Raw genomic sequence first — 17,061 nt, 5'->3', positions numbered from 1 at the left:
TGATGAAAAAGCGATGAGTTTATTTTTTCCCCTGAAAAAGCAAGAAAAAGTCATACACAATAAGGTCATTTATTGGTGAGTGCAAAATTGATCTTATTTTTTGTATTGAGAGTTTTTAGAGGTTCCCCCTAAAAGGTTACCAGTGCAAGCTACCCCTATTTATAGGATTACTTGTACTAGAGTATAGTATAGATCTAAATTGAGACCTTGAAAAGAAAATATTAACTCAATTGAGATAATTTCACTTATTAATTTCAGGAAATCTGTTTTTTCAGGTGGTTATATGGTTAAAAAGAGAAAGGAAGCACAGCATAATATGGATTCTTTTGAACAAGACCAAAAAGAAACCTTTAAGGAGAGACTTCTTTATCTTATCGGCAGCCGTAGTGTAAGAACCGCAGCTAAAGAATGGGGATTATCGTATTCAACACTGAATAACTACATCATAAGGGACTCAATCCCTGCTCTCAATGTAGCTCAATCAATCTGCGATATTGAAGGTGTCACCCTAGATTGGCTTGCAACTGGTGATCATCAGTTACAACCTCACAATCAAACCACAACCATTTATGAACAACTAAAAAGCTCAACGGAAAGAAGCACAGCATGGCAATCTATTTTAGATTCATTGGAAGATAAAGATGTAGATGCATTAATAAGACTAATTCACCGCAAAGGTATAGAAGGGATACTTGCTGAACCTCCTAAAACCAAAACATCTACAATTGAAGATACCATCAATGAATTGCCTATTAGAGAAACTCTTAAACAAGCAATAAAGATAGCTTTAGCTGGGAATGAATCAACAGATAAAGAAATTTTGCTTTACATTACTACACTGATAAGTCAAGAAAAAAATTAAACACCGTCAATTAGTGATCATAATAGTGTAGAGTAAACACAAGGTATAGAATGACGATACCTTTCAATTCTCACTTAGCCAACTGGATAACTAAGTAAATGTGCAGCACATTAAGAAGCAACACGGAGAACTAAGTGTGTGGATCAATTGGGTAGAACACCCAAAGAGTAATTACGAACTTGGCAAACTAACCTAAAAACTCACCATCCTTCAATAAGGAAGTCATTGACAAAGCTTTATCAATCTAACGAATAAATCAGCACTCAACGATAACAGGACGCTTTGTTAACGTACCTGTACGTTCAGCCAGATCAAAAGCAGCCTTAGCTCGACGCATGCCTTCAATTTTGCGCTCTTTTACGGACATTTGCTTAAGTTCAGAAATTCGGCGTTTTGATTGCATAACCTTCCCCTATCATCATTTAGTACTACAGCTATAAAAACCAAAAATCTGTGTTTTTCTGATGTTCACGATGCTGAGAAACCACATGACTTAAAACTTTCTCATGTCTCATGAATATACCTTCTGTTGAGACAAAAAAGATGTACGATTGATTATAGTACTAACAAATGCCTGTATATAGGATTTCCGTATACTAATTTTTGCCTTTTTAATTAAAAAAGCGAGAAAACCCCTGTTGATTTCTCCACAAAGGGTTTACCCCAAATATCTTTCGGCATCAGCAGCATGATTTCCATCATCTGTGACCCTAGCACGTTGCTGGCAGCAATAGCCACAATCAGCAACAGGGATCCTACAGCAACAAACAGATAGCGTCAAACACCCTACTGTTAAGGCAAAAAACCATCAATATGCTATTGACATCTTTCTCTTCTCTGGTAGCATAAGTATCGACAACGCTCGCTACCTTCCTCCGGGAACGTAAGCGGGCTTTTTTTATGGAATTTTAATCATGGTTCATATCCCCTACGCAAAGTCGCATCGCAAACCTATAGACCTTATTAGTGATTTAGAGGAAAAGGGGCTAAATTTCAAAGATAAAGCATTAGCCGAACACATATTATCATTTATCAGCTATTATCGTTTTAAAATTTATCTATTCCAGTTCATGTATCAAGATGAAGAAGGAAAAAAGCAATTTCGTGATGGCATTTTTTTTGAAAACGGCCTTGATATTTATCGTTTCGATGAATCATTACGCAATTACATATTTCGCATAATTTCTCGACTCGAAATAAAATTTCGTAGTAGGCTAGATCACACTATATCAGAATATACAGATGATCCATTTTGGTATCTCGACGATAAAAACTTCTTTAATAAAAAAGCAAATAAAATAAAATTATTACGTTCAAAATTATCAAATTCATTTACATCTTGTAATGAAAAATATGCCACTCATTATAAGGAAAAGTACTATAATGAGAAAAATGATAATTATAAATCCCTACCCCCTTTTTGGATTATCGGTGAATTAGCAACATTGGGAAATATATTTGTTATTTACGATTGCTTGGACAAACGTCGTTTTCAAATATCAGAACGAGAAAACATCCTTAACAATTTAGCCAAAGAATTTGGCGTAAAAAAATTTGAAACGCTGGTTGGATGGATTAGTGGATTAAGAGATGTAAGAAACAAATGTGCACATAATAATCGTCTTTGGAATTCAAATTTAAGAGCCCCAGCAGAAATTATCCCACACCTTTCTATACCTCCAACTAATAACAATCGTATCTATGTTTTTCTTGCAACCCTTCACCATTTAAGCAAAATCTTAAAACTGGGCGTAAACGTGGGCCAAGATATTCACACTTTAACACATGAATTCCCAAGAGTAATACCACTGTTACATTCTGCTGGTTTTCCAGAAAGCTGGAATACAGATCCATTCTGGGAACTTTAGAGTTATCATATATTTTGGCGATGCAAAAATATCTTAATACATGGTTAAAATTTGCCAATAATACTAAAACAATATCCTTTACATCCCATATTAACTTGACAAACGAAAAGGTAAGCTGAGTTACACATACCTTACCAACCAAAAAATTTGTACCTATAAATAACGTTTCATAATTCTGCTACACATGAGTTTCTTCAACCCATTGTTATACATAGAATTATGAGTAGTATAAGATGCAACGCTATTTTGGAATTTTATTTATATGTCATAATGATTAAAAATATGACTACCCATCTTTCGTTAAATAAGCGTTATACACAGTTACACCGCTGATGTTGGTTCGCCAACCCCGCTCACCAACTGCTTTCATTCACCCGGCACTTTGATGGGGTCAGGTGAATGAACTTTATCAGCCGTGCAAATGTGCATAACACACAACTCGTTTTACAATTCACACCATAGACGCCGCTCAGACTTTTAGCTAACCTAACCAGAAAATAATCATATTATTTATCTGAACATTGTTTCAACAAGAGACTACCCAATGACTAACCATAATGACATACAACGTACAATGCGCGCTCAGATTCGGGGAGCAAAAGCTGCCAGGATTTATCGTAATTTACGCCAGCGTTTACGTACTTGGGATGCACATTGTGTTACCAAAGCCCACAAATACAATCTCCCCAATTGGATAGGACATTTACCAGTTTATCTATTTGTTGGCAGCTCAGTTATTGCATTACTATTTGGATCATTGGCTATAGCTATAATGGTGATACTGGCCTTTGTATTATTACTAGGAATTTCTCAAAACATGTGGAATAAAAAAAATTCAAATATAAGTGAGCAAAAAGCTGCTTATGAACGTTTTTCATGGGAACAAGATTGGGATAAAGACACTTATAAAAGACATTCATGGGAATCGGATGACTGTTGAGATAAAGTGTAACCCTATCCAGTCATCCATATCAGGCTATACTAAGTAACAATTAAAGCTTTCCAGATATCTTAGAACCTAATTGACTGCCAGCCGCCTTGCTATCCTTAGTTGCTGTGCTGCCTGCATTTTCTATTACTCCACCAACTTTAACTCCAGCCCAAGATAAAGCACTCATCCACAATGCCGGCAGCACAATAAACATCGTCCCCATCACAAAACTCATAATGATATCGTCTGTGCTATTCTGAAAACCGGCCATATTCCAGCGGCTATGCGTATCCGAACCGTACAAAGCCTCCAGTAACCCGCTGTCCAACCAGCGTGCCAATTCCCACCAGAAGGTCAAAAAATTCAGCGCAAACACAATAAAAGTCAGCGTAACGACCGTTTTATATTCGTAGACAGCAAATACGATAATCAGGGGCAATATGATAGTCACCGCCATCAGTATAACAGCCTGTACCATTGGTAATGCCTGGCGCATTGCATCAAACGCCGGAAATGCCGCCAAGCTTCCCAGCGACATCCCACCCAATGAGGCTATCCGGCCCACCGAATTCATCAGAGTAAAATCCGCGTTACACCCGTAACCTGCATAGACATATCCCCCCTGAGATGCGGTCAGGCTTGCCGGACTCACCAGACGCCGTATCACCGCTTCTTTGTACTCTGACGTATCTTTGCCCATCAGTTTCAATGCTGCCGATAACCGAAACCACATGCCTGGCTCAACCTGAGCCATCACTCGTTTTTCCAATCCTACTTGACTGTCTGACCACCATTCTTTGCAGGTCGGATATCCCCCCTGACCCGTATTAGCCAAACCGTCATCACGATGCGGTTTCCAGGGAAAATCCGAACGAGGCGTTTTTGACTGAAGCACATCATAATAACCCGCACTATTCAGAAACGTTTTTGACCCTAACCATTCAATATCCCGTAATACCGCTTCATCCCGGGTTCTTCCTTCGTCCCGACGTTTCCACTGATACACTGCTAGCGCATAACAGTCATGGGTGAAATCCTGTAATATTTGAGCCAGAGCCGGATTATTAATTCGCGTATGCTGGACCTCAAAACGCAGTTGCCTCAGGTCGGGACGGCAGGGCATAGAAGCTATTGCAGCCTGAGTGACGCCTTTAGAAATCTGATGAACCAGTATCCACCAAACCGGAGCCGCCGCTGTTTTACCATCAAGCGACGATATCACGGACGCATAACCCGTTTCAGCCGGTTTCGGTGTCCAAGTGCCGCAACTTTTTGCCCGCGAGTCATCATACGTAATGGTACTCAGACTCACATTGACCAACGGCACACAGCAAACAATCATCACCAGAAAAGCGCCATACAGGGTGTTTTCAATCCGGGTCACTGAGAGCATGCCCTTATTTCCTTCATCCTCCCCTTCTTCCCGAACTTTCAGCCAGATACCTATCATTTTGAATGTCAGCGGCAGCACAAATAACCCGGTGGCCAACAGCACATTCCACAAACCGTTATTCACTATCCAGCCCAGCAGGGTCAGAAAATATTCCAGATAGCTGTAAGTTGTCATGACTGCTCTCCGGAGACGAAGAACATGACATACTCACAACATCCCACAAATCCCAGCGAAATGAGTGCAATCCGTTTCAGAGCCGCTTTCTGTGTTAACGGCAATGGGGATCGCCAAAGCTGCCACATGAAACAGGCAATCACACTGTACATGGCCAATCGCCAGGCCAGCCAGCCGTAACGGGTCGTGTACATCCAATGTTGTAAGGTATTGAACTGAGACGGATACGCCAAGCCAGCTGCGGCAACAAGTAACATGCCCCCCATCATCAACGTGACGATTAACCCCCGTCTGAAATGTCGTTTCAGTCCCATTATCAACCTCTGTTTAGTGCCAGTAGGTACCCGGATTTTACTTTGCTCAGACATCATTATTGTCCTTCACGCCCTTTCGGCGGCACGGACAAGGTGTGAATACGACTGTCGGTATTATCGGTGGATTGCCGTTGCAGATTCATTTCAACTCGATTTTGTTCACGCTCAAGCGTGGTCAGTGCGGTATTTTGTGCAATCGCCCGGCGCAACTCCATTTCATTCTTCAGGGCAGTAATTTCTCTGTCCAGTGTCGCAATGCGACGATCACTCTCTGCCATAGCCTGCGCCTGAGCGGCGGCATTCGGTTCTGCCTGGCCGGTCATCAACATTCGTCGCATAGTGAGCGCAGTCTCAACGGTGTCGGCCATCGCCAACTCACTGGCCAACCGACTCACCAAAGCCCCACTGTCCGGATCACGTTTCAGAGCCTGGATAACCCCGCGAGTCACCATCAGGCTACCTGTTTTGAGTTTTGCCAGATTGACTATGGTAGGCGCATTTTCCCCGCTGACCAGTTTCATCAATTGCTCAATGTTGGTCCTGGTCGCCTCTTCCAGCATCGGTGCAAACCCCGTCCCAGCGACACTTGCACCCGGCTGGTCTTCGGTACCCCCACTGGTACACTGACGACTGTCAGTACAGGTACGAACCGAACGATCACCTAACACCCTGACGACTGCAGCGGCGGCTTCTTCACTGTTCTTGAATTTCTGGCAAGCAGCGCCATTACATTGCGTGTGGTTGACATTGGCATAGCTATTCGCCGGCAGGTTGTTCATCATATTGAAGCCGGCTTTTGCCAGATCCCGGATGGGCTGAATGGCTTTCTGCCCTTTTCCTCCCCGTTTTTCACCCCCAATCCAATTTGAACCTTGTGTACCGTCCGCAACCTCCATTTTTTGTGTCGTGCCAACCGCGTCACCATTACCGGTATTCACCAACGTTTTATATTCCTCCATCAACGCCGCTTTAGTCCATTTACTGCTATCCGAGAAATCCATCATACGCTGTGACATGTTCTGGCAACTCAGTTGTGATTTGTCGAACGCAATACCTGCCTGTAACACCCCGTTGGTCAGCATTTCATATAATCCGGGATTAGCCCGCTGAATAACCATTGCGGGTAAACTGGCTACGGCCCCAGTAGCCCCTTGTATCACTTCCCCCATCAGGTTTTTAAACCCCGAAGTCAGGCCATTAAGCTGATTCCCTACCGTCGTTTTCAAATCAAAGTTACCGCACATCAGGTCACTGCTCCAACCGAGGTTTAATCCGCCCAGATGTTGCAGATGACTGCGGGTCGCCGGCTGCGATATCACTGATCCGCCACCTATGTTGTAAAACAGCTTATCCGATACCGCCCCATTCAGGCTTTTCCCGTAACCTATCGGGCTGTCCGCAATGGCAAAACCTGCCGCCTGAACAACAGGAACAGTCATAAACGCCAGTGCTATCAATACAGGCAAAAATAATCGTTGTCTCATCCCATGATCCCAGTCTCAAAAATCGGTACTGTAAAGAAAAGTCTGTCCACGCCGCTGACAACAACTGTAGGGTTGCCACAATGCAAAGACATAATTCCCGTCCTTTGCCGCTTCCCCGCTGTTATCCGGAAAAACAGCACAAGATGGGCTCATTTTCGGCGCTAAACGTTGCCATTGATGATTTTGGCTACCCGTATTCTCAACTACTTTGCCGGGTGGCCAGTAACCCTGTTTACGGTTCCCTTGCAGGGGTTGATAAACATGCCCCTGCCCAGTACGGGTGATAATGTCTGCTACCCGTTGCGCTACTACCGCAGCCGCTTTATTATCATCCTGTTGTGTCACAAACCCGCTTCGCGGATAAATATTGCCCCACATATTGCCCCGAAACGAATCCCCCAGCTCACGTTTACCAGGAATAAGCGCCTCGGGATAAAACGACTCTGGCACACCGGACCGCCAAACCAAGCTGTCCAGAGTACTCAAAAAGTAAGGCATAAAAGGCGTGGCGGCACTTTTACACGCATACCCCGAAATTTTTCCGCCCATCATGGCAGTTGCCGGATGCCCAATCGCATCGGCATATTTAAAATGCAGATTGTTTTTCCGGTTGCCTGGGATTTTCAGCTGATGATTACCGCCCCCCACGGCTATCCCGGAAAGTGCTCTCGTTACGGCATTTTACACGCCGTCAACAGTCTGGCTGACCAGAGACATTTCTCTCCAGGGATTACCGCCAGGCGCGTTATAGACGGAGACCACGGCCTGAGGAGTAAAATGCTCAACTTTTATCGAGGTACGCACTTTGCACCCCCAGGGAGAACACAGCAGCCAGTAACAGAGACCTTTTATCCGCCAACTGATGCACGATACCGACGCGGCACTGGCCACAATCTGGGCCGTATTCACACTGGCAACGGCCACGGGCGCCAGAACAACCGTTAGCAGCAGGACTATGCCGAACTTTTTCAGCCGGGAATTCCATGCTAATGACAGTAAATTCGGAGACTTCATGGCTGTTTTTCCCGCTGATAGGTATCCCAAAGTAACCGGGCCTGTCTGACGTCTGTCGTACCGTACACAACAGAATCATCATCAAAAACCACTGCCGGGAACTTCTTAAGGCCCAGAGTCCAGGCATCCAGTAACCCCTGGTAAGCCTGACTGATATGTTGTCCCTGTTGATGCCACGATGAAGACTGCAAAATCTGACGGGCCTGTTTGGCTGCCTGTTGAGGATCAGCCGATAACTGACCGAACAGTTGTGCTTGCAGCTGTTCGGCCTCATCAAGGTACACAACCCGGACACGTTGATCCGCATTGCGCGGTGGATGGCTTGTGTCGGTATAGATCACTGTGCTGGCAAACACGGATACTGGCATTAACAGCGGCAAAAGCGTCCAGAATACCCTGATATTCATAGCCTACACTCCTGCATGGATAAGAGATCTTCATCACGCACATTTGCCACTTCCCCGGATATCAGACCACGGGCACGGTCCAGCCTGCGCGCCACAACAAAGGCGGCATCCAATTCACTGCAATGAAGCGCTTTCATAATCGCCCTGCGCTCTGCCTTTTCCTCTTTCTCCGTCATACCCAGCGCCAGATAGACACTGGGCGGCACCACCCGAAACAACGCCTCCACTTTTTTCGACAACACCACGCCTTCGGTGTAACAGCCCGGGAGTTTGCTGGCTGACAGCAACACCGATTTTTGTTCTTCAGACAGCTTCTTAAAACGCGCTATCTGTTCGACTTCATCCGGCGGCATTGTCAGACACAACCACCACTCCGCCATATTCAGCATTTTCTCCGCACTATCCGGATAGTCCGCCAAATTCTGAGTAGCCAGCCACAACCAGGCGCCCAGTTTTCGCCACATCTTGACCACTTTGGTCATATAGGGCGACAACAGCGGATTAGTGGTCAGTATATGCGCCTCATCCACCACAAAATTAATTTCCCGGTCCTCAAACTGGTCACGCTCCGCCATATTGTTGATGGTATTGACCAGAGACACCATCGCCAGCGACATCTGAGCACCATACCCTTCACGCGCCAACGTACCGAGGTCAATCAGCGTCACATCGGCTTCAGGCCAAGGGGTTCCCGGACGATTAAACAATTCCCCCTCAAAACCACTGGTGAACATTGACATCGCCCCCGCCATCTCTTCGGCACGGGCACGACGCTGTTCGGTACGCAATGATCGCCCCTGTTCATCCCGTCGGCTGTCCCGGGCAATCACAGACAATGCCTTTTGCAGATCTTCCGCTATCATCTGTCGGCCATCGTCAGCACTCGCTTTTGCCGCCATCATGATAGCTTCACGGATCATGCCCCGATCCGCCCACGTCAGACGTTCTTCCTCTTTTTTCTCCCCGCCGGTGATCATCATGCGGGCCGCAATTTCCATTTCACCCAGAATATCGCGTTGCTCATCGTCCCCGTCGTCTTCAATTGCCTCTGCCGACTTTTCACCCGCCAAATCCAGCTGAGAAGATGCCATTTGAAGCAATTGGTGAGCATCAGCAAACAGCGCCAGACTGACACCACAGCCCGGTTTAATGCTGATTTTGTTGACACTCAGCCCCAGACGTTGACAGTAATCAGCAAACAACCCAAAACTGTTGCCCGCTTCCGCCACAAATAATCGGGGACGGTGCACCGCTATCAACTGCGACAGGCTCGCACAAAGCGTAGCCGACTTCCCCGCACCGGTCGGCCCGAACAGCAACAGATGGGCATTCTGGGTGCGGTCATGTTTATTTTGCGGATCAAAGGTCAGCACATCGCCGCCCCGGTTAAAAAAGCTAAGACCCGGGTTACCCGTGCCAGTTGCCCGCCCTGTCACTGGCAACAACCCGGCCACATGCTGCACCCAAGTCAACCGGGTATACCAGTGATGCTTATCTCGTTGCGGGTTAAAACACATCGGTAAGGCACGCAGATAGCCGTTCAACGGCGCTACGTCACATTCGGGTTTGACCGGCTGCAACCCCGAGACCAACAGGGTTGCGGCCAGTTGCTGATGCCGACGGTTCAAATCGTCAACATCAGCCCCCTGTAACAGAAAGGTCAATGCAGAACGGCACAGTTTATGTCTCAGCCCCAGATGAGCCTTAACGGCTTTTACGTCTGCGCGTACTCGCCCTGATTCAGTATTTTCTCCCACTGCATTTTTTGACAACCGGTCAAAATCCCGTTCCAGTGTATCCTGTGCCTGTATGACAACGGTCAGTGAAACAAGGGTACCTGAGGGTAATAAGTCCATCAGTGCATTGATATTCTCCCCTCTGACCATTTCACCGGTCAGCGTTCCCGGCTCTGGTGGACGACGCAGCCGTTCAACCGGTACCGCTCGGTGAGCAATATTATCAAACCACCATATACCGTTTTTCACGTCAGAACGCGGCGGGGTAAACCACAAGGTTTCGGTGAAATCATTATCTGGCTTCCACTCACCAGCCTGTGGGGTCGCATAACTAGCCGCCTGATACAACGTCGTTTTATCTATCCAATCTGGACCAGGATTGAACAACCGCAGTAACCAGTGATGAACCTGTTCACCATTTTGTCGCTCACACAAAATGCTGGCGCTGGCCAGCGAGGCCGTCAGTCGGTTACAGACCTGATTAAGCAACGCTGCTGGCGACAGAGCATCTTTCTGGCCTGCCGGGACCCAGCGATAAACGACCATTCGGGTACGGCGTTGCTGCCCTCTCCAAGGTTGACCGATGACCAATGTGTCGTTAAACAGACCTTCAGGCCGGGCAATGCCTCGCAGATGACGTTCAGTCTCAGCCAGCCACGTTTCGGTAAAGGCTGTGCCCTGTGCCCAGGGCTTGATATATTGACGAAGCTGCGTCAGCGATGACGACGAGTCATCTTCATCCTGACAAAAAAACTGCACCACCCAGGGAGAAATATCTTCTTCCTCCAGACTGTCCTGCAACGTATCCTCCACCTGGTCACGGATCTCTTCCAGACGGGCAGCAGGGCGTCCTTCTGTCGGGACCGGCGAGACGGTATAAACCGCCCCGACTGACAGACCGTCATCCAACAACAGACACTTTTCCTCGTCCAGGTATTCTGCCCAGGGCAAATAATCAATGATAGACGGTGAAGAGTTATACAATGCCACTTCATCAGCGTGCGTCATTTTGCCGGGCCGCTTTATAGGTTCACGCCCGGCCACTCCGACAGAAGGCGATAATATGACCGCCGGTTCACTCAGGGATGCCGAGTGGTTGTCCGCTTTACGCGAGCGAACTTTATTCAACCACGCCCACATCACAATGCCACCGTCCGCTCACCCGGCAGGGCATACTGCACCTGACTGTAAAACGAAAACACCGTGCTGTATCCCGGCACCGGCGAATTTCCCGCCACCAAATGGGGAAAGAGATACATCACCATGTCCGGATTAGGTAACCGTGGGAAGGTTTGACTGATTTCATTTTCCTGTGTACGACTATAACTTTCAGCATAGTCAGGCGAAATCTGCTGCTCCCGTTCATTGATCCCCCGACGCAGCACTTGACGGGCTTCCAGAGTCATCTGTGACGACGCGGCCTTTCCCTGCCACAATGCCAGCATAGTCTGGTCTCCCGATGGCAACATGTCCTCTTTGGACGTGCTGCAACCGGTCAGGAGCGTCGTCACTACGAGCAGGCAAACCCAACAACCTGATTTCAATCTGACGCTGCACATACCGGCTCCACAGATATTCACTTTCTCAGTCCAGCCCATCGCTGTTCTCCTGTTCCAGGCTAAAGGGGTATTTCACCTTGCGCCCCTGTGTGTCGTAATCAATGGGGATTTGTTGGGTAATATGTACCGCCACGCTGGCTCCCGGCGGCACGTAGACGGCATCAAAGGTTTGGCCGTAACGGGCTTTGATCCATTCCGACACGGCTTTAAATCCTCCGGCAACAGCTTGCCCCAAAACCGCTTTACCGCCATCCCCGGTCAGTGATGACGTCGCGCCGCCATAACCGTTAGTCTGGGTGGTAAGCTGGCTCTGTGACAGCACATCACCGGCTGCTGTACCACCAGAAAGAGCCAATAAGGTTGACAAGTAACTGGCTGCATTGGATTTTCGTGTCCCGCTGATACACGGAATACCGTTATCGTCAGACAACCAGCCGATACTGCTGCCATCATTATCCTGAACATGATGGCTGCCATTGGTGCGATTATCCGATTTCGGTACGGTTCTGACGGTGCCGTCTGCAAAGACAAAGGTTAAAGAGGTGACATTGCCGCGTACGCAAGACAAGGTCCAATCACCGGTAGCCGTACCCGAAACAATCGCGCCTTCCACGTCCGGCAGTTCAATGCCGTTGGCAGTCAGGTTATCTTTACCTATCAGTATCTTAAAAGGATACGGGTCAGTGACTTTGTCATTCACCGGTACCCGGCCTAATAATGCCGTCATCGCCTGGCTGCCGACCAGCGTCGTATTCTCGGGCAGGGTATAAACGGGCCGGATAGCCTCGTTTGTATGACCCTCGGTAATGGCTCGCTGATTTTTAGTCATACCGTCGTATGCCACTTTCTGACGGCTCAATGTATTGTCTTCCAGAAATGACACGGGAAAACGGGGAGTCGCTGACTGACCGCTCATTGCAACCTGTGAGTCAGCTGGTAACCCATCCTGTGGGGTAATCCAGACCAGCCTGTCTCCGTCTGAAGTCGTATTTTGGCCAGTATTGTCCAATCCTAATCCCTGCGGAATATCATGCTCAACCAGAGAGTTGTTTATATTCAAGCCCTTATTGCTTAACTGACGGGTCAACTGGTCAAGTCGGCTGAACAGCGTTTGCTGCTCCGCTTTCAATACCTGCTGTTGCTTTTCTGTTTCCTCACGGGTACCCGCTACCACCCGGTTAATCTGGTCAGTCATGCGCTGACTCCCATTTCGCCATTTCTCATTGTCCGCCAGTAATTGTGCGTTTTGTTTTTCCAGCGCCGCCTGCTGAACACGGATACTGCGCAAAGCTCCAATCAGGGTACGCAACGTGTCTTCCGGGGTATCTCCCTCAATCCCCAATGCCCGCAGCTCCCCGGAAGACAGTTCCGCCAAAGCCTGATGACTCACTGTCTGGCTGACAGGCGTCTCTGATTGCCGACAACTCTTGATACCCACCGCCAGCCCTGCAATAACAAAAGCAGGCACGACCCACTTCACCAGACCGTTTGACTTAATTTGCATGGGGATTTCCTTGTCGCTTCATGGGCGTTTTTGACCTCACCGGTTCAGGCAGAAAGGCACGGTCAGGCCGACCTTTCACCACCAAATAGACGGTAGTCGTGTCTTCTGGCGTACCTGACGGTCCCAACCAACGATGCTGAAAGGTCGCTGCTATGAATTGCCCCTGCAACCTGCGTGGATCAAGCACTACGTTCTCACGGTGGGTATTACGCACTTTCAGCGCCACCACAGTGAGGTTATCCACACCCCAGCCCCCTAACGGGGAGACTATTACCGGCGCAGAGGGATACAATGTGGTCAATCGGGTTGGTAGCGCCAATGATACCGGGTGAATGCCGGGAACAGCTTCTACTGTACGCAACGGCGCATACAGACTCTGCGCAGCATAACGGGTCAGGACCACCGGCAGCGGAGCCGTATAGGACGGTTTTTGACGCCGGGCGGCCTGACGTTCACCGGCAAGAGAGGGAGACGTTGCTGACGTGTTATCTCCTTTGGCACCATGATGAATCTGATGGTCGTCCGTCAACGTAATCACGTCCCCGTGGTACACCACCCGAACCGGCTCAAGGGGACCTTTTCCATTTGTGGCTGTCACATCCAGCAAAATCACTTCACCACTTTCCACATCCTGAAGTTGCAGTCGGGTCTGGGTAAACGTTTCACTCGGATACAGATACACTGCACCACCGGTGCTTTGTATCCGCAATTTTCCATTCAGCACACTCGGAAAACCTACCCGGACATTTTTATCCACAAAAACCACCCGCTCCTGTCCAACATGCAAGGCAACCGGCAGCGGGATACGCTCCCACTTCATCAACTCCACGGCTTCAACGGGTGAAACCATCACCAGCCCAGCGAATAATAATGCGGTCAATGCCAATAACTCGACGAGTACCTGTTTTTTCACTGGAATATCCCCTTTCTCGCCGGTGCCGGCTGCGATGCTGCTTCCAACCGTTGTGGTGTGCTGTCATAACAATCCAGCGCCAGACCGAATGGGTTACGTTCTGCATCCCCTTGCCAACGGGTGACTTTAATTGAGTAACGTACCAGTGCCCGTTTGACCGGCTCAGCGTGAAAATATTCATCGGCGACTAAATCTAACCGGATAACCCAGTTATCCCGGTCCCTCACCGTCACATTGCTATCACGAAAGCCCCGTTCCGGAATTTCATATACCACCCGCACGCGATCTTTTAGCTCACCCACTTGTGACCGATTTTGAGCATCCTGTTCCAGAAATGCCTGACAGGAGGGGGGCAGATAAGGAGAAAGCGCCGCTATTTTCGCTGGATAATCGACTTCCCCGTCTTTCGGCCAGGCATTCAGTTGCTGAAAAATATAAAAGCCAAAGGCATAGACCTGGGAGACTGGCACTTGCCACCACGGGCGGGTACTACCACTACGGACATCCGGCGGCGTATAAATGGTTAACGCTCTCGGCACCATCATCCAGCCACTCAGACTCAGTAACAACAACAAAACCAGCACACCACAGGCAGAGCGTAACGTCAGGATATGCTGGTCCCGGTTTTGAATCGCATGACGAAAACGGCTCATAACCGCCCCATTCGGGCCATTACCCGGTGATGGCGGCGCAACGACCAGCGTTGTGATGTGATAATCAGTGACGGGTCACCCAGACCCCAGCCCCGCTTTTTAACCTCCAGCCGTCGATAGAGATAATGCGCCGGTTTACCGCGTTTCATCCGGGCCAGGTATTTGCCGCCAAAGGCAATCAATAATAACGGCGCAATCAGGGCCACCGTCGGTATCATCACCCAACCCGTTACCGGTGCCAGTAACAAGCCAATGACCATGCCAGCTATCAGTCCCGTTAATGCCGTCCAGCCCAGCTCTGGGGTAGTAAATCCCCGGAACACGACAGGTTCGGCGTTAAGACGGTCAGGTAAAAAACGAATAGTCTGAACCATACTGACGCTTCCCTGGGGTTAAAAGAGAATGGACGTTGATTTGCCCAGTAGCCAGATAACCGCCACTAACAGCACCACGCCAACCACCACAATCGCGCCAAATTTAGTCCAGGAGGCTCTGTCACTGCGAACTTCAGAAAACGTATGGATTGCCGCAGTCGCCACATTGATAAACGCGATCGCGGCAACGACCAGCCCGCCTATCACAATGCCGTCCTGCAAGTAACCTTTGACGGTATTAAAAATACCACCGCCACTCCCGCTGGAAGGCGGTTCAACCGTTGGCAATGCCGCTGTCACGGGTTGACAAACCAGATAAGCCAGCACACTGAGTGACACTGCACAGGTATTGATACGGACAAACAGGCGGAACAGTGACTGACATCCCCGGTTTAACAGATCCATTTCATTTTCCCTTTTTTCCATTACAGGTTAAAAAAAACCGATTAGCTGGCAAACATCCAGATAACCATCACCAGCAACAACGCCACACGAATGACAAAACGGTTCATCGCCGCTTCACGGACCTTTTCATTGGCCCAGCCCTGCCAGACGTCTACCATGCCCCATGCGGCCCAGAGAAACAGCACCGCTATCAGTAAACCGATACAGAGAAATTGCATCATATGGGGATCGAGATTGCCGGAAGCCGCCCTGAATGCATTGCGTTGTACCTCATTCACCGTATTCGCTCCTGACGATACTGACCGGTCACATCCAGCGCAGCCGCAGAAATCCCGGGTTGGGCGCGGGAGGGGGTCAGATAGCGGTTAATGCCTTCACGGACAATATTGAGGTCCCGGTTAGCACGTAGATAATCAAAATAAAAACGGTCTGCCTGCCCCTCCTGAACGGCCAAAACCCGGGCACGCTCCAAACTGGCCTGCACCTGGTCAAGCTGTTTGAGTGTGGTGGCCAGCTCATCTTTTTCCCCAGCCAGCACAGGCCAACTCATTAGTATCGTCAGGACAAAAAGACTATGGGAAAATAAACGGAAATAAACCATAGCATTACCCTAAATCTGCGTAGATATATACATCAACAGAGTGACGAAAAAGAGTAACGATTACAGTGAATAATTGTTTATCTGATTTTAAAAATTTTGAATATCTGAACTTAGGGTATAAAACTATCTCCCTCTCATCTGGTTGATAAGATAATAGAATTGATAATTGATGCTTTCTAATACAACAAAGGAGTTAAGTGGTATAACAGATCATTAAGCGTTCGTTTATTCAAACTTTATAGATAATATTTTCTGTAGGCGGATTCGACTAATAAGTACAATCCGACATCAAAAACTGTAATTAAATGGTGTATTAGAGGTACTATTAGTCGATATTAAATTAGAGGAATTATTTAACACTCATCAAACCAATCAGGGTGAGATCTCACATTTTTAATAAGGTTATTTTGGTTAAATAAAAATCAGAATATGACTTTTTATAGGCATTTCTCTCATTAAAACGTTAAGATCTCTCTCTTCCATAAAAAAGCGATCCTAATAATGAGTATTTTTAATTTTATCAGCAAGATAGAAGACCCCCGTTCTGACATCAATAAAAAACATGAGCTAATGGATGTGATTTTTTTAGCCTTCTCCGCTGTATTATGCGGCGCTTCTGGCTGGAAATCGATTCAGGAATTTGGCAGGGCGCGAGCATACTTTTTTACCCCCCCCTTGAATGAACCGTAATTATATGATCTCATTCTCCTTATTTTTCTTTTTAATACTCGCCCATGAATCCGAACCAGACCCTGATTGAACATTTAACCGTTGTGAAAGAAACTCGTTCTGACATCAATCGTCAATACGAGCTGATTGATGTTATTTTTCTTGTCATCAGCGCCATTCTCGCTGGCGCTGAAGGTTGG

At 47.7% G+C, this 17,061-nt stretch carries 18 protein-coding genes and 3 pseudogenes; 5 read left to right on the top strand and 16 right to left on the bottom strand.

What is annotated here, in order from left to right:
* The first annotated feature begins 283 nt into the window (after positions 1–283).
* On the top strand, positions 284–862 hold the full coding sequence (locus AAC155_RS22970) for a helix-turn-helix domain-containing protein (RefSeq protein WP_113044270.1): 579 nt from the start codon (positions 284–286) through the stop codon (positions 860–862).
* 256 nt (positions 863–1,118) lie between these two features.
* On the opposite strand, the gene AAC155_RS22965 is transcribed toward AAC155_RS22970, so the two are convergent.
* On the bottom strand, positions 1,119–1,265 hold the full coding sequence (locus tag AAC155_RS22965) for a hypothetical protein (protein WP_158536626.1): 147 nt from the start codon (positions 1,263–1,265) through the stop codon (positions 1,119–1,121).
* Positions 1,266–1,477: 212 nt separating this feature from the next.
* Positions 1,478–1,609 carry a hypothetical protein gene (locus tag AAC155_RS22960; protein WP_262405196.1) on the bottom strand — a complete coding sequence of 44 codons (132 nt, stop codon included), beginning with the start codon at positions 1,607–1,609 and terminating at the stop codon, positions 1,478–1,480.
* 167 nt (positions 1,610–1,776) lie between these two features.
* On the opposite strand from AAC155_RS22960, the gene AAC155_RS22955 reads away from it, so the two are divergent.
* The gene (locus AAC155_RS22955; protein ID WP_113044269.1) at positions 1,777–2,730 is read left to right on the top strand and encodes an Abi family protein; all 954 of its coding nucleotides are present in this window, start codon (positions 1,777–1,779) and stop codon (positions 2,728–2,730) included.
* Between the two features lie 544 nt (positions 2,731–3,274).
* Entirely contained in the window at positions 3,275–3,670 is a 396-nt protein-coding gene (locus AAC155_RS22950) for a hypothetical protein (RefSeq protein ID WP_113044268.1), read from the top strand.
* A 52-nt stretch (positions 3,671–3,722) separates the two neighbouring features.
* On the opposite strand, the gene AAC155_RS22945 is transcribed toward AAC155_RS22950, so the two are convergent.
* The 14 genes and pseudogenes from AAC155_RS22945 to AAC155_RS22880 all read right to left on the bottom strand — a co-directional run bounded on the left by AAC155_RS22945 (position 3,723) and on the right by AAC155_RS22880 (position 16,192).
* A complete protein-coding gene (locus AAC155_RS22945) occupies positions 3,723–5,228 on the bottom strand; it encodes a conjugal transfer protein TraG N-terminal domain-containing protein (protein WP_113044267.1) in 1,506 nt (501 codons plus the stop codon).
* Positions 5,225–5,596, bottom strand: a complete 372-nt coding sequence (locus AAC155_RS22940; protein ID WP_113044266.1) for a hypothetical protein — start codon at positions 5,594–5,596, stop codon at positions 5,225–5,227. The genes AAC155_RS22945 and AAC155_RS22940 overlap by 4 nt, the downstream gene beginning before the upstream one ends.
* 2 nt (positions 5,597–5,598) lie before the next feature.
* The gene (locus AAC155_RS22935; protein ID WP_229015711.1) at positions 5,599–6,981 is read right to left on the bottom strand and encodes an integrating conjugative element protein; all 1,383 of its coding nucleotides are present in this window, start codon (positions 6,979–6,981) and stop codon (positions 5,599–5,601) included.
* Positions 6,982–7,041: 60 nt separating this feature from the next.
* A pseudogene (locus AAC155_RS22930) lies at positions 7,042–8,040 on the bottom strand (TIGR03756 family integrating conjugative element protein).
* The gene (locus AAC155_RS22925) at positions 8,037–8,447 is read right to left on the bottom strand and encodes a TIGR03757 family integrating conjugative element protein (protein WP_113044264.1); all 411 of its coding nucleotides are present in this window, start codon (positions 8,445–8,447) and stop codon (positions 8,037–8,039) included. The pseudogene AAC155_RS22930 and the gene AAC155_RS22925 overlap by 4 nt, the downstream one beginning before the upstream one ends.
* Positions 8,444–11,323 carry a conjugative transfer ATPase gene (locus AAC155_RS22920; protein ID WP_223121503.1) on the bottom strand — a complete coding sequence of 960 codons (2,880 nt, stop codon included), beginning with the start codon at positions 11,321–11,323 and terminating at the stop codon, positions 8,444–8,446. Before AAC155_RS22920 ends, AAC155_RS22925 begins: the two co-directional genes overlap by 4 nt.
* On the bottom strand, positions 11,323–11,742 hold the full coding sequence (locus tag AAC155_RS22915; RefSeq protein ID WP_113044273.1) for a TIGR03751 family conjugal transfer lipoprotein: 420 nt from the start codon (positions 11,740–11,742) through the stop codon (positions 11,323–11,325). Before AAC155_RS22915 ends, AAC155_RS22920 begins: the two co-directional genes overlap by 1 nt.
* 25 nt (positions 11,743–11,767) lie before the next feature.
* Positions 11,768–13,246, bottom strand: coding sequence for a TIGR03752 family integrating conjugative element protein (locus tag AAC155_RS22910; RefSeq protein WP_113044262.1), 1,479 nt, complete (start codon positions 13,244–13,246; stop codon positions 11,768–11,770).
* The gene (locus AAC155_RS22905; RefSeq protein WP_229015713.1) at positions 13,236–14,096 is read right to left on the bottom strand and encodes a TIGR03749 family integrating conjugative element protein; all 861 of its coding nucleotides are present in this window, start codon (positions 14,094–14,096) and stop codon (positions 13,236–13,238) included. The genes AAC155_RS22910 and AAC155_RS22905 overlap by 11 nt, the downstream gene beginning before the upstream one ends.
* A 59-nt stretch (positions 14,097–14,155) precedes the next feature.
* Positions 14,156–14,812 carry a PFL_4703 family integrating conjugative element protein gene (locus AAC155_RS22900; RefSeq protein ID WP_113044260.1) on the bottom strand — a complete coding sequence of 219 codons (657 nt, stop codon included), beginning with the start codon at positions 14,810–14,812 and terminating at the stop codon, positions 14,156–14,158.
* Positions 14,809–15,186 carry a TIGR03750 family conjugal transfer protein gene (locus tag AAC155_RS22895; protein WP_065389845.1) on the bottom strand — a complete coding sequence of 126 codons (378 nt, stop codon included), beginning with the start codon at positions 15,184–15,186 and terminating at the stop codon, positions 14,809–14,811. The genes AAC155_RS22900 and AAC155_RS22895 overlap by 4 nt, the downstream gene beginning before the upstream one ends.
* Positions 15,187–15,204: 18 nt before the next feature.
* A complete protein-coding gene (locus AAC155_RS22890) occupies positions 15,205–15,591 on the bottom strand; it encodes a TIGR03745 family integrating conjugative element membrane protein (protein WP_229015710.1) in 387 nt (128 codons plus the stop codon).
* A 41-nt stretch (positions 15,592–15,632) separates the two neighbouring features.
* Entirely contained in the window at positions 15,633–15,869 is a 237-nt protein-coding gene (locus AAC155_RS22885; RefSeq protein WP_113044259.1) for a TIGR03758 family integrating conjugative element protein, read from the bottom strand.
* Entirely contained in the window at positions 15,866–16,192 is a 327-nt protein-coding gene (locus AAC155_RS22880; protein ID WP_228939707.1) for an integrative conjugative element protein, RAQPRD family, read from the bottom strand. The genes AAC155_RS22885 and AAC155_RS22880 overlap by 4 nt, the downstream gene beginning before the upstream one ends.
* A gap of 501 nt (positions 16,193–16,693) precedes the next feature.
* Between AAC155_RS22880 and AAC155_RS22875 the strand changes: the two are divergent.
* Both AAC155_RS22875 and AAC155_RS22870 read left to right on the top strand, forming a co-directional pair.
* Positions 16,694–16,849: pseudogene (locus AAC155_RS22875) on the top strand (transposase family protein); the annotation flags it as partial.
* Positions 16,850–16,926: 77 nt separating this feature from the next.
* Positions 16,927–17,061, top strand: a pseudogene (locus AAC155_RS22870) (transposase family protein); the annotation flags it as partial.

Origin of the sequence: Photorhabdus sp. HUG-39, from assembly GCF_963878365.1 — a bacterium.
In the GTDB taxonomy this organism is placed as follows: domain Bacteria; phylum Pseudomonadota; class Gammaproteobacteria; order Enterobacterales; family Enterobacteriaceae; genus Photorhabdus; species Photorhabdus kayaii.
This window is presented reverse-complemented; position numbering and strand designations above follow the sequence as displayed.

Bases quoted from the DNA above. Each gene is read 5' to 3' on its own strand.
- AAC155_RS22970 (WP_113044270.1), top strand. From the start codon at position 284: ATGGTTAAAAAGAGAAAGGAAGCACAGCATAATATGGATTCTTTTGAA.
- AAC155_RS22965 (WP_158536626.1), bottom strand. From the start codon at position 1,265: ATGCAATCAAAACGCCGAATTTCTGAACTTAAGCAAATGTCCGTAAAA.
- AAC155_RS22955 (WP_113044269.1), top strand. From the start codon at position 1,777: ATGGTTCATATCCCCTACGCAAAGTCGCATCGCAAACCTATAGACCTT.
- AAC155_RS22950 (WP_113044268.1), top strand. From the start codon at position 3,275: ATGACTAACCATAATGACATACAACGTACAATGCGCGCTCAGATTCGG.
- AAC155_RS22945 (WP_113044267.1), bottom strand. From the start codon at position 5,228: ATGACAACTTACAGCTATCTGGAATATTTTCTGACCCTGCTGGGCTGG.
- AAC155_RS22940 (WP_113044266.1), bottom strand. From the start codon at position 5,596: ATGTCTGAGCAAAGTAAAATCCGGGTACCTACTGGCACTAAACAGAGG.
- AAC155_RS22935 (WP_229015711.1), bottom strand. From the start codon at position 6,981: ATGACTGTTCCTGTTGTTCAGGCGGCAGGTTTTGCCATTGCGGACAGC.
- AAC155_RS22925 (WP_113044264.1), bottom strand. From the start codon at position 8,447: ATGAATATCAGGGTATTCTGGACGCTTTTGCCGCTGTTAATGCCAGTA.
- AAC155_RS22920 (WP_223121503.1), bottom strand. From the start codon at position 11,323: ATGTGGGCGTGGTTGAATAAAGTTCGCTCGCGTAAAGCGGACAACCAC.
- AAC155_RS22915 (WP_113044273.1), bottom strand. From the start codon at position 11,742: ATGTGCAGCGTCAGATTGAAATCAGGTTGTTGGGTTTGCCTGCTCGTA.
- AAC155_RS22910 (WP_113044262.1), bottom strand. From the start codon at position 13,246: ATGCAAATTAAGTCAAACGGTCTGGTGAAGTGGGTCGTGCCTGCTTTT.
- AAC155_RS22905 (WP_229015713.1), bottom strand. From the start codon at position 14,096: ATGGTTTCACCCGTTGAAGCCGTGGAGTTGATGAAGTGGGAGCGTATC.
- AAC155_RS22900 (WP_113044260.1), bottom strand. From the start codon at position 14,812: ATGAGCCGTTTTCGTCATGCGATTCAAAACCGGGACCAGCATATCCTG.
- AAC155_RS22895 (WP_065389845.1), bottom strand. From the start codon at position 15,186: ATGGTTCAGACTATTCGTTTTTTACCTGACCGTCTTAACGCCGAACCT.
- AAC155_RS22890 (WP_229015710.1), bottom strand. From the start codon at position 15,591: ATGGATCTGTTAAACCGGGGATGTCAGTCACTGTTCCGCCTGTTTGTC.
- AAC155_RS22880 (WP_228939707.1), bottom strand. From the start codon at position 16,192: ATGGTTTATTTCCGTTTATTTTCCCATAGTCTTTTTGTCCTGACGATA.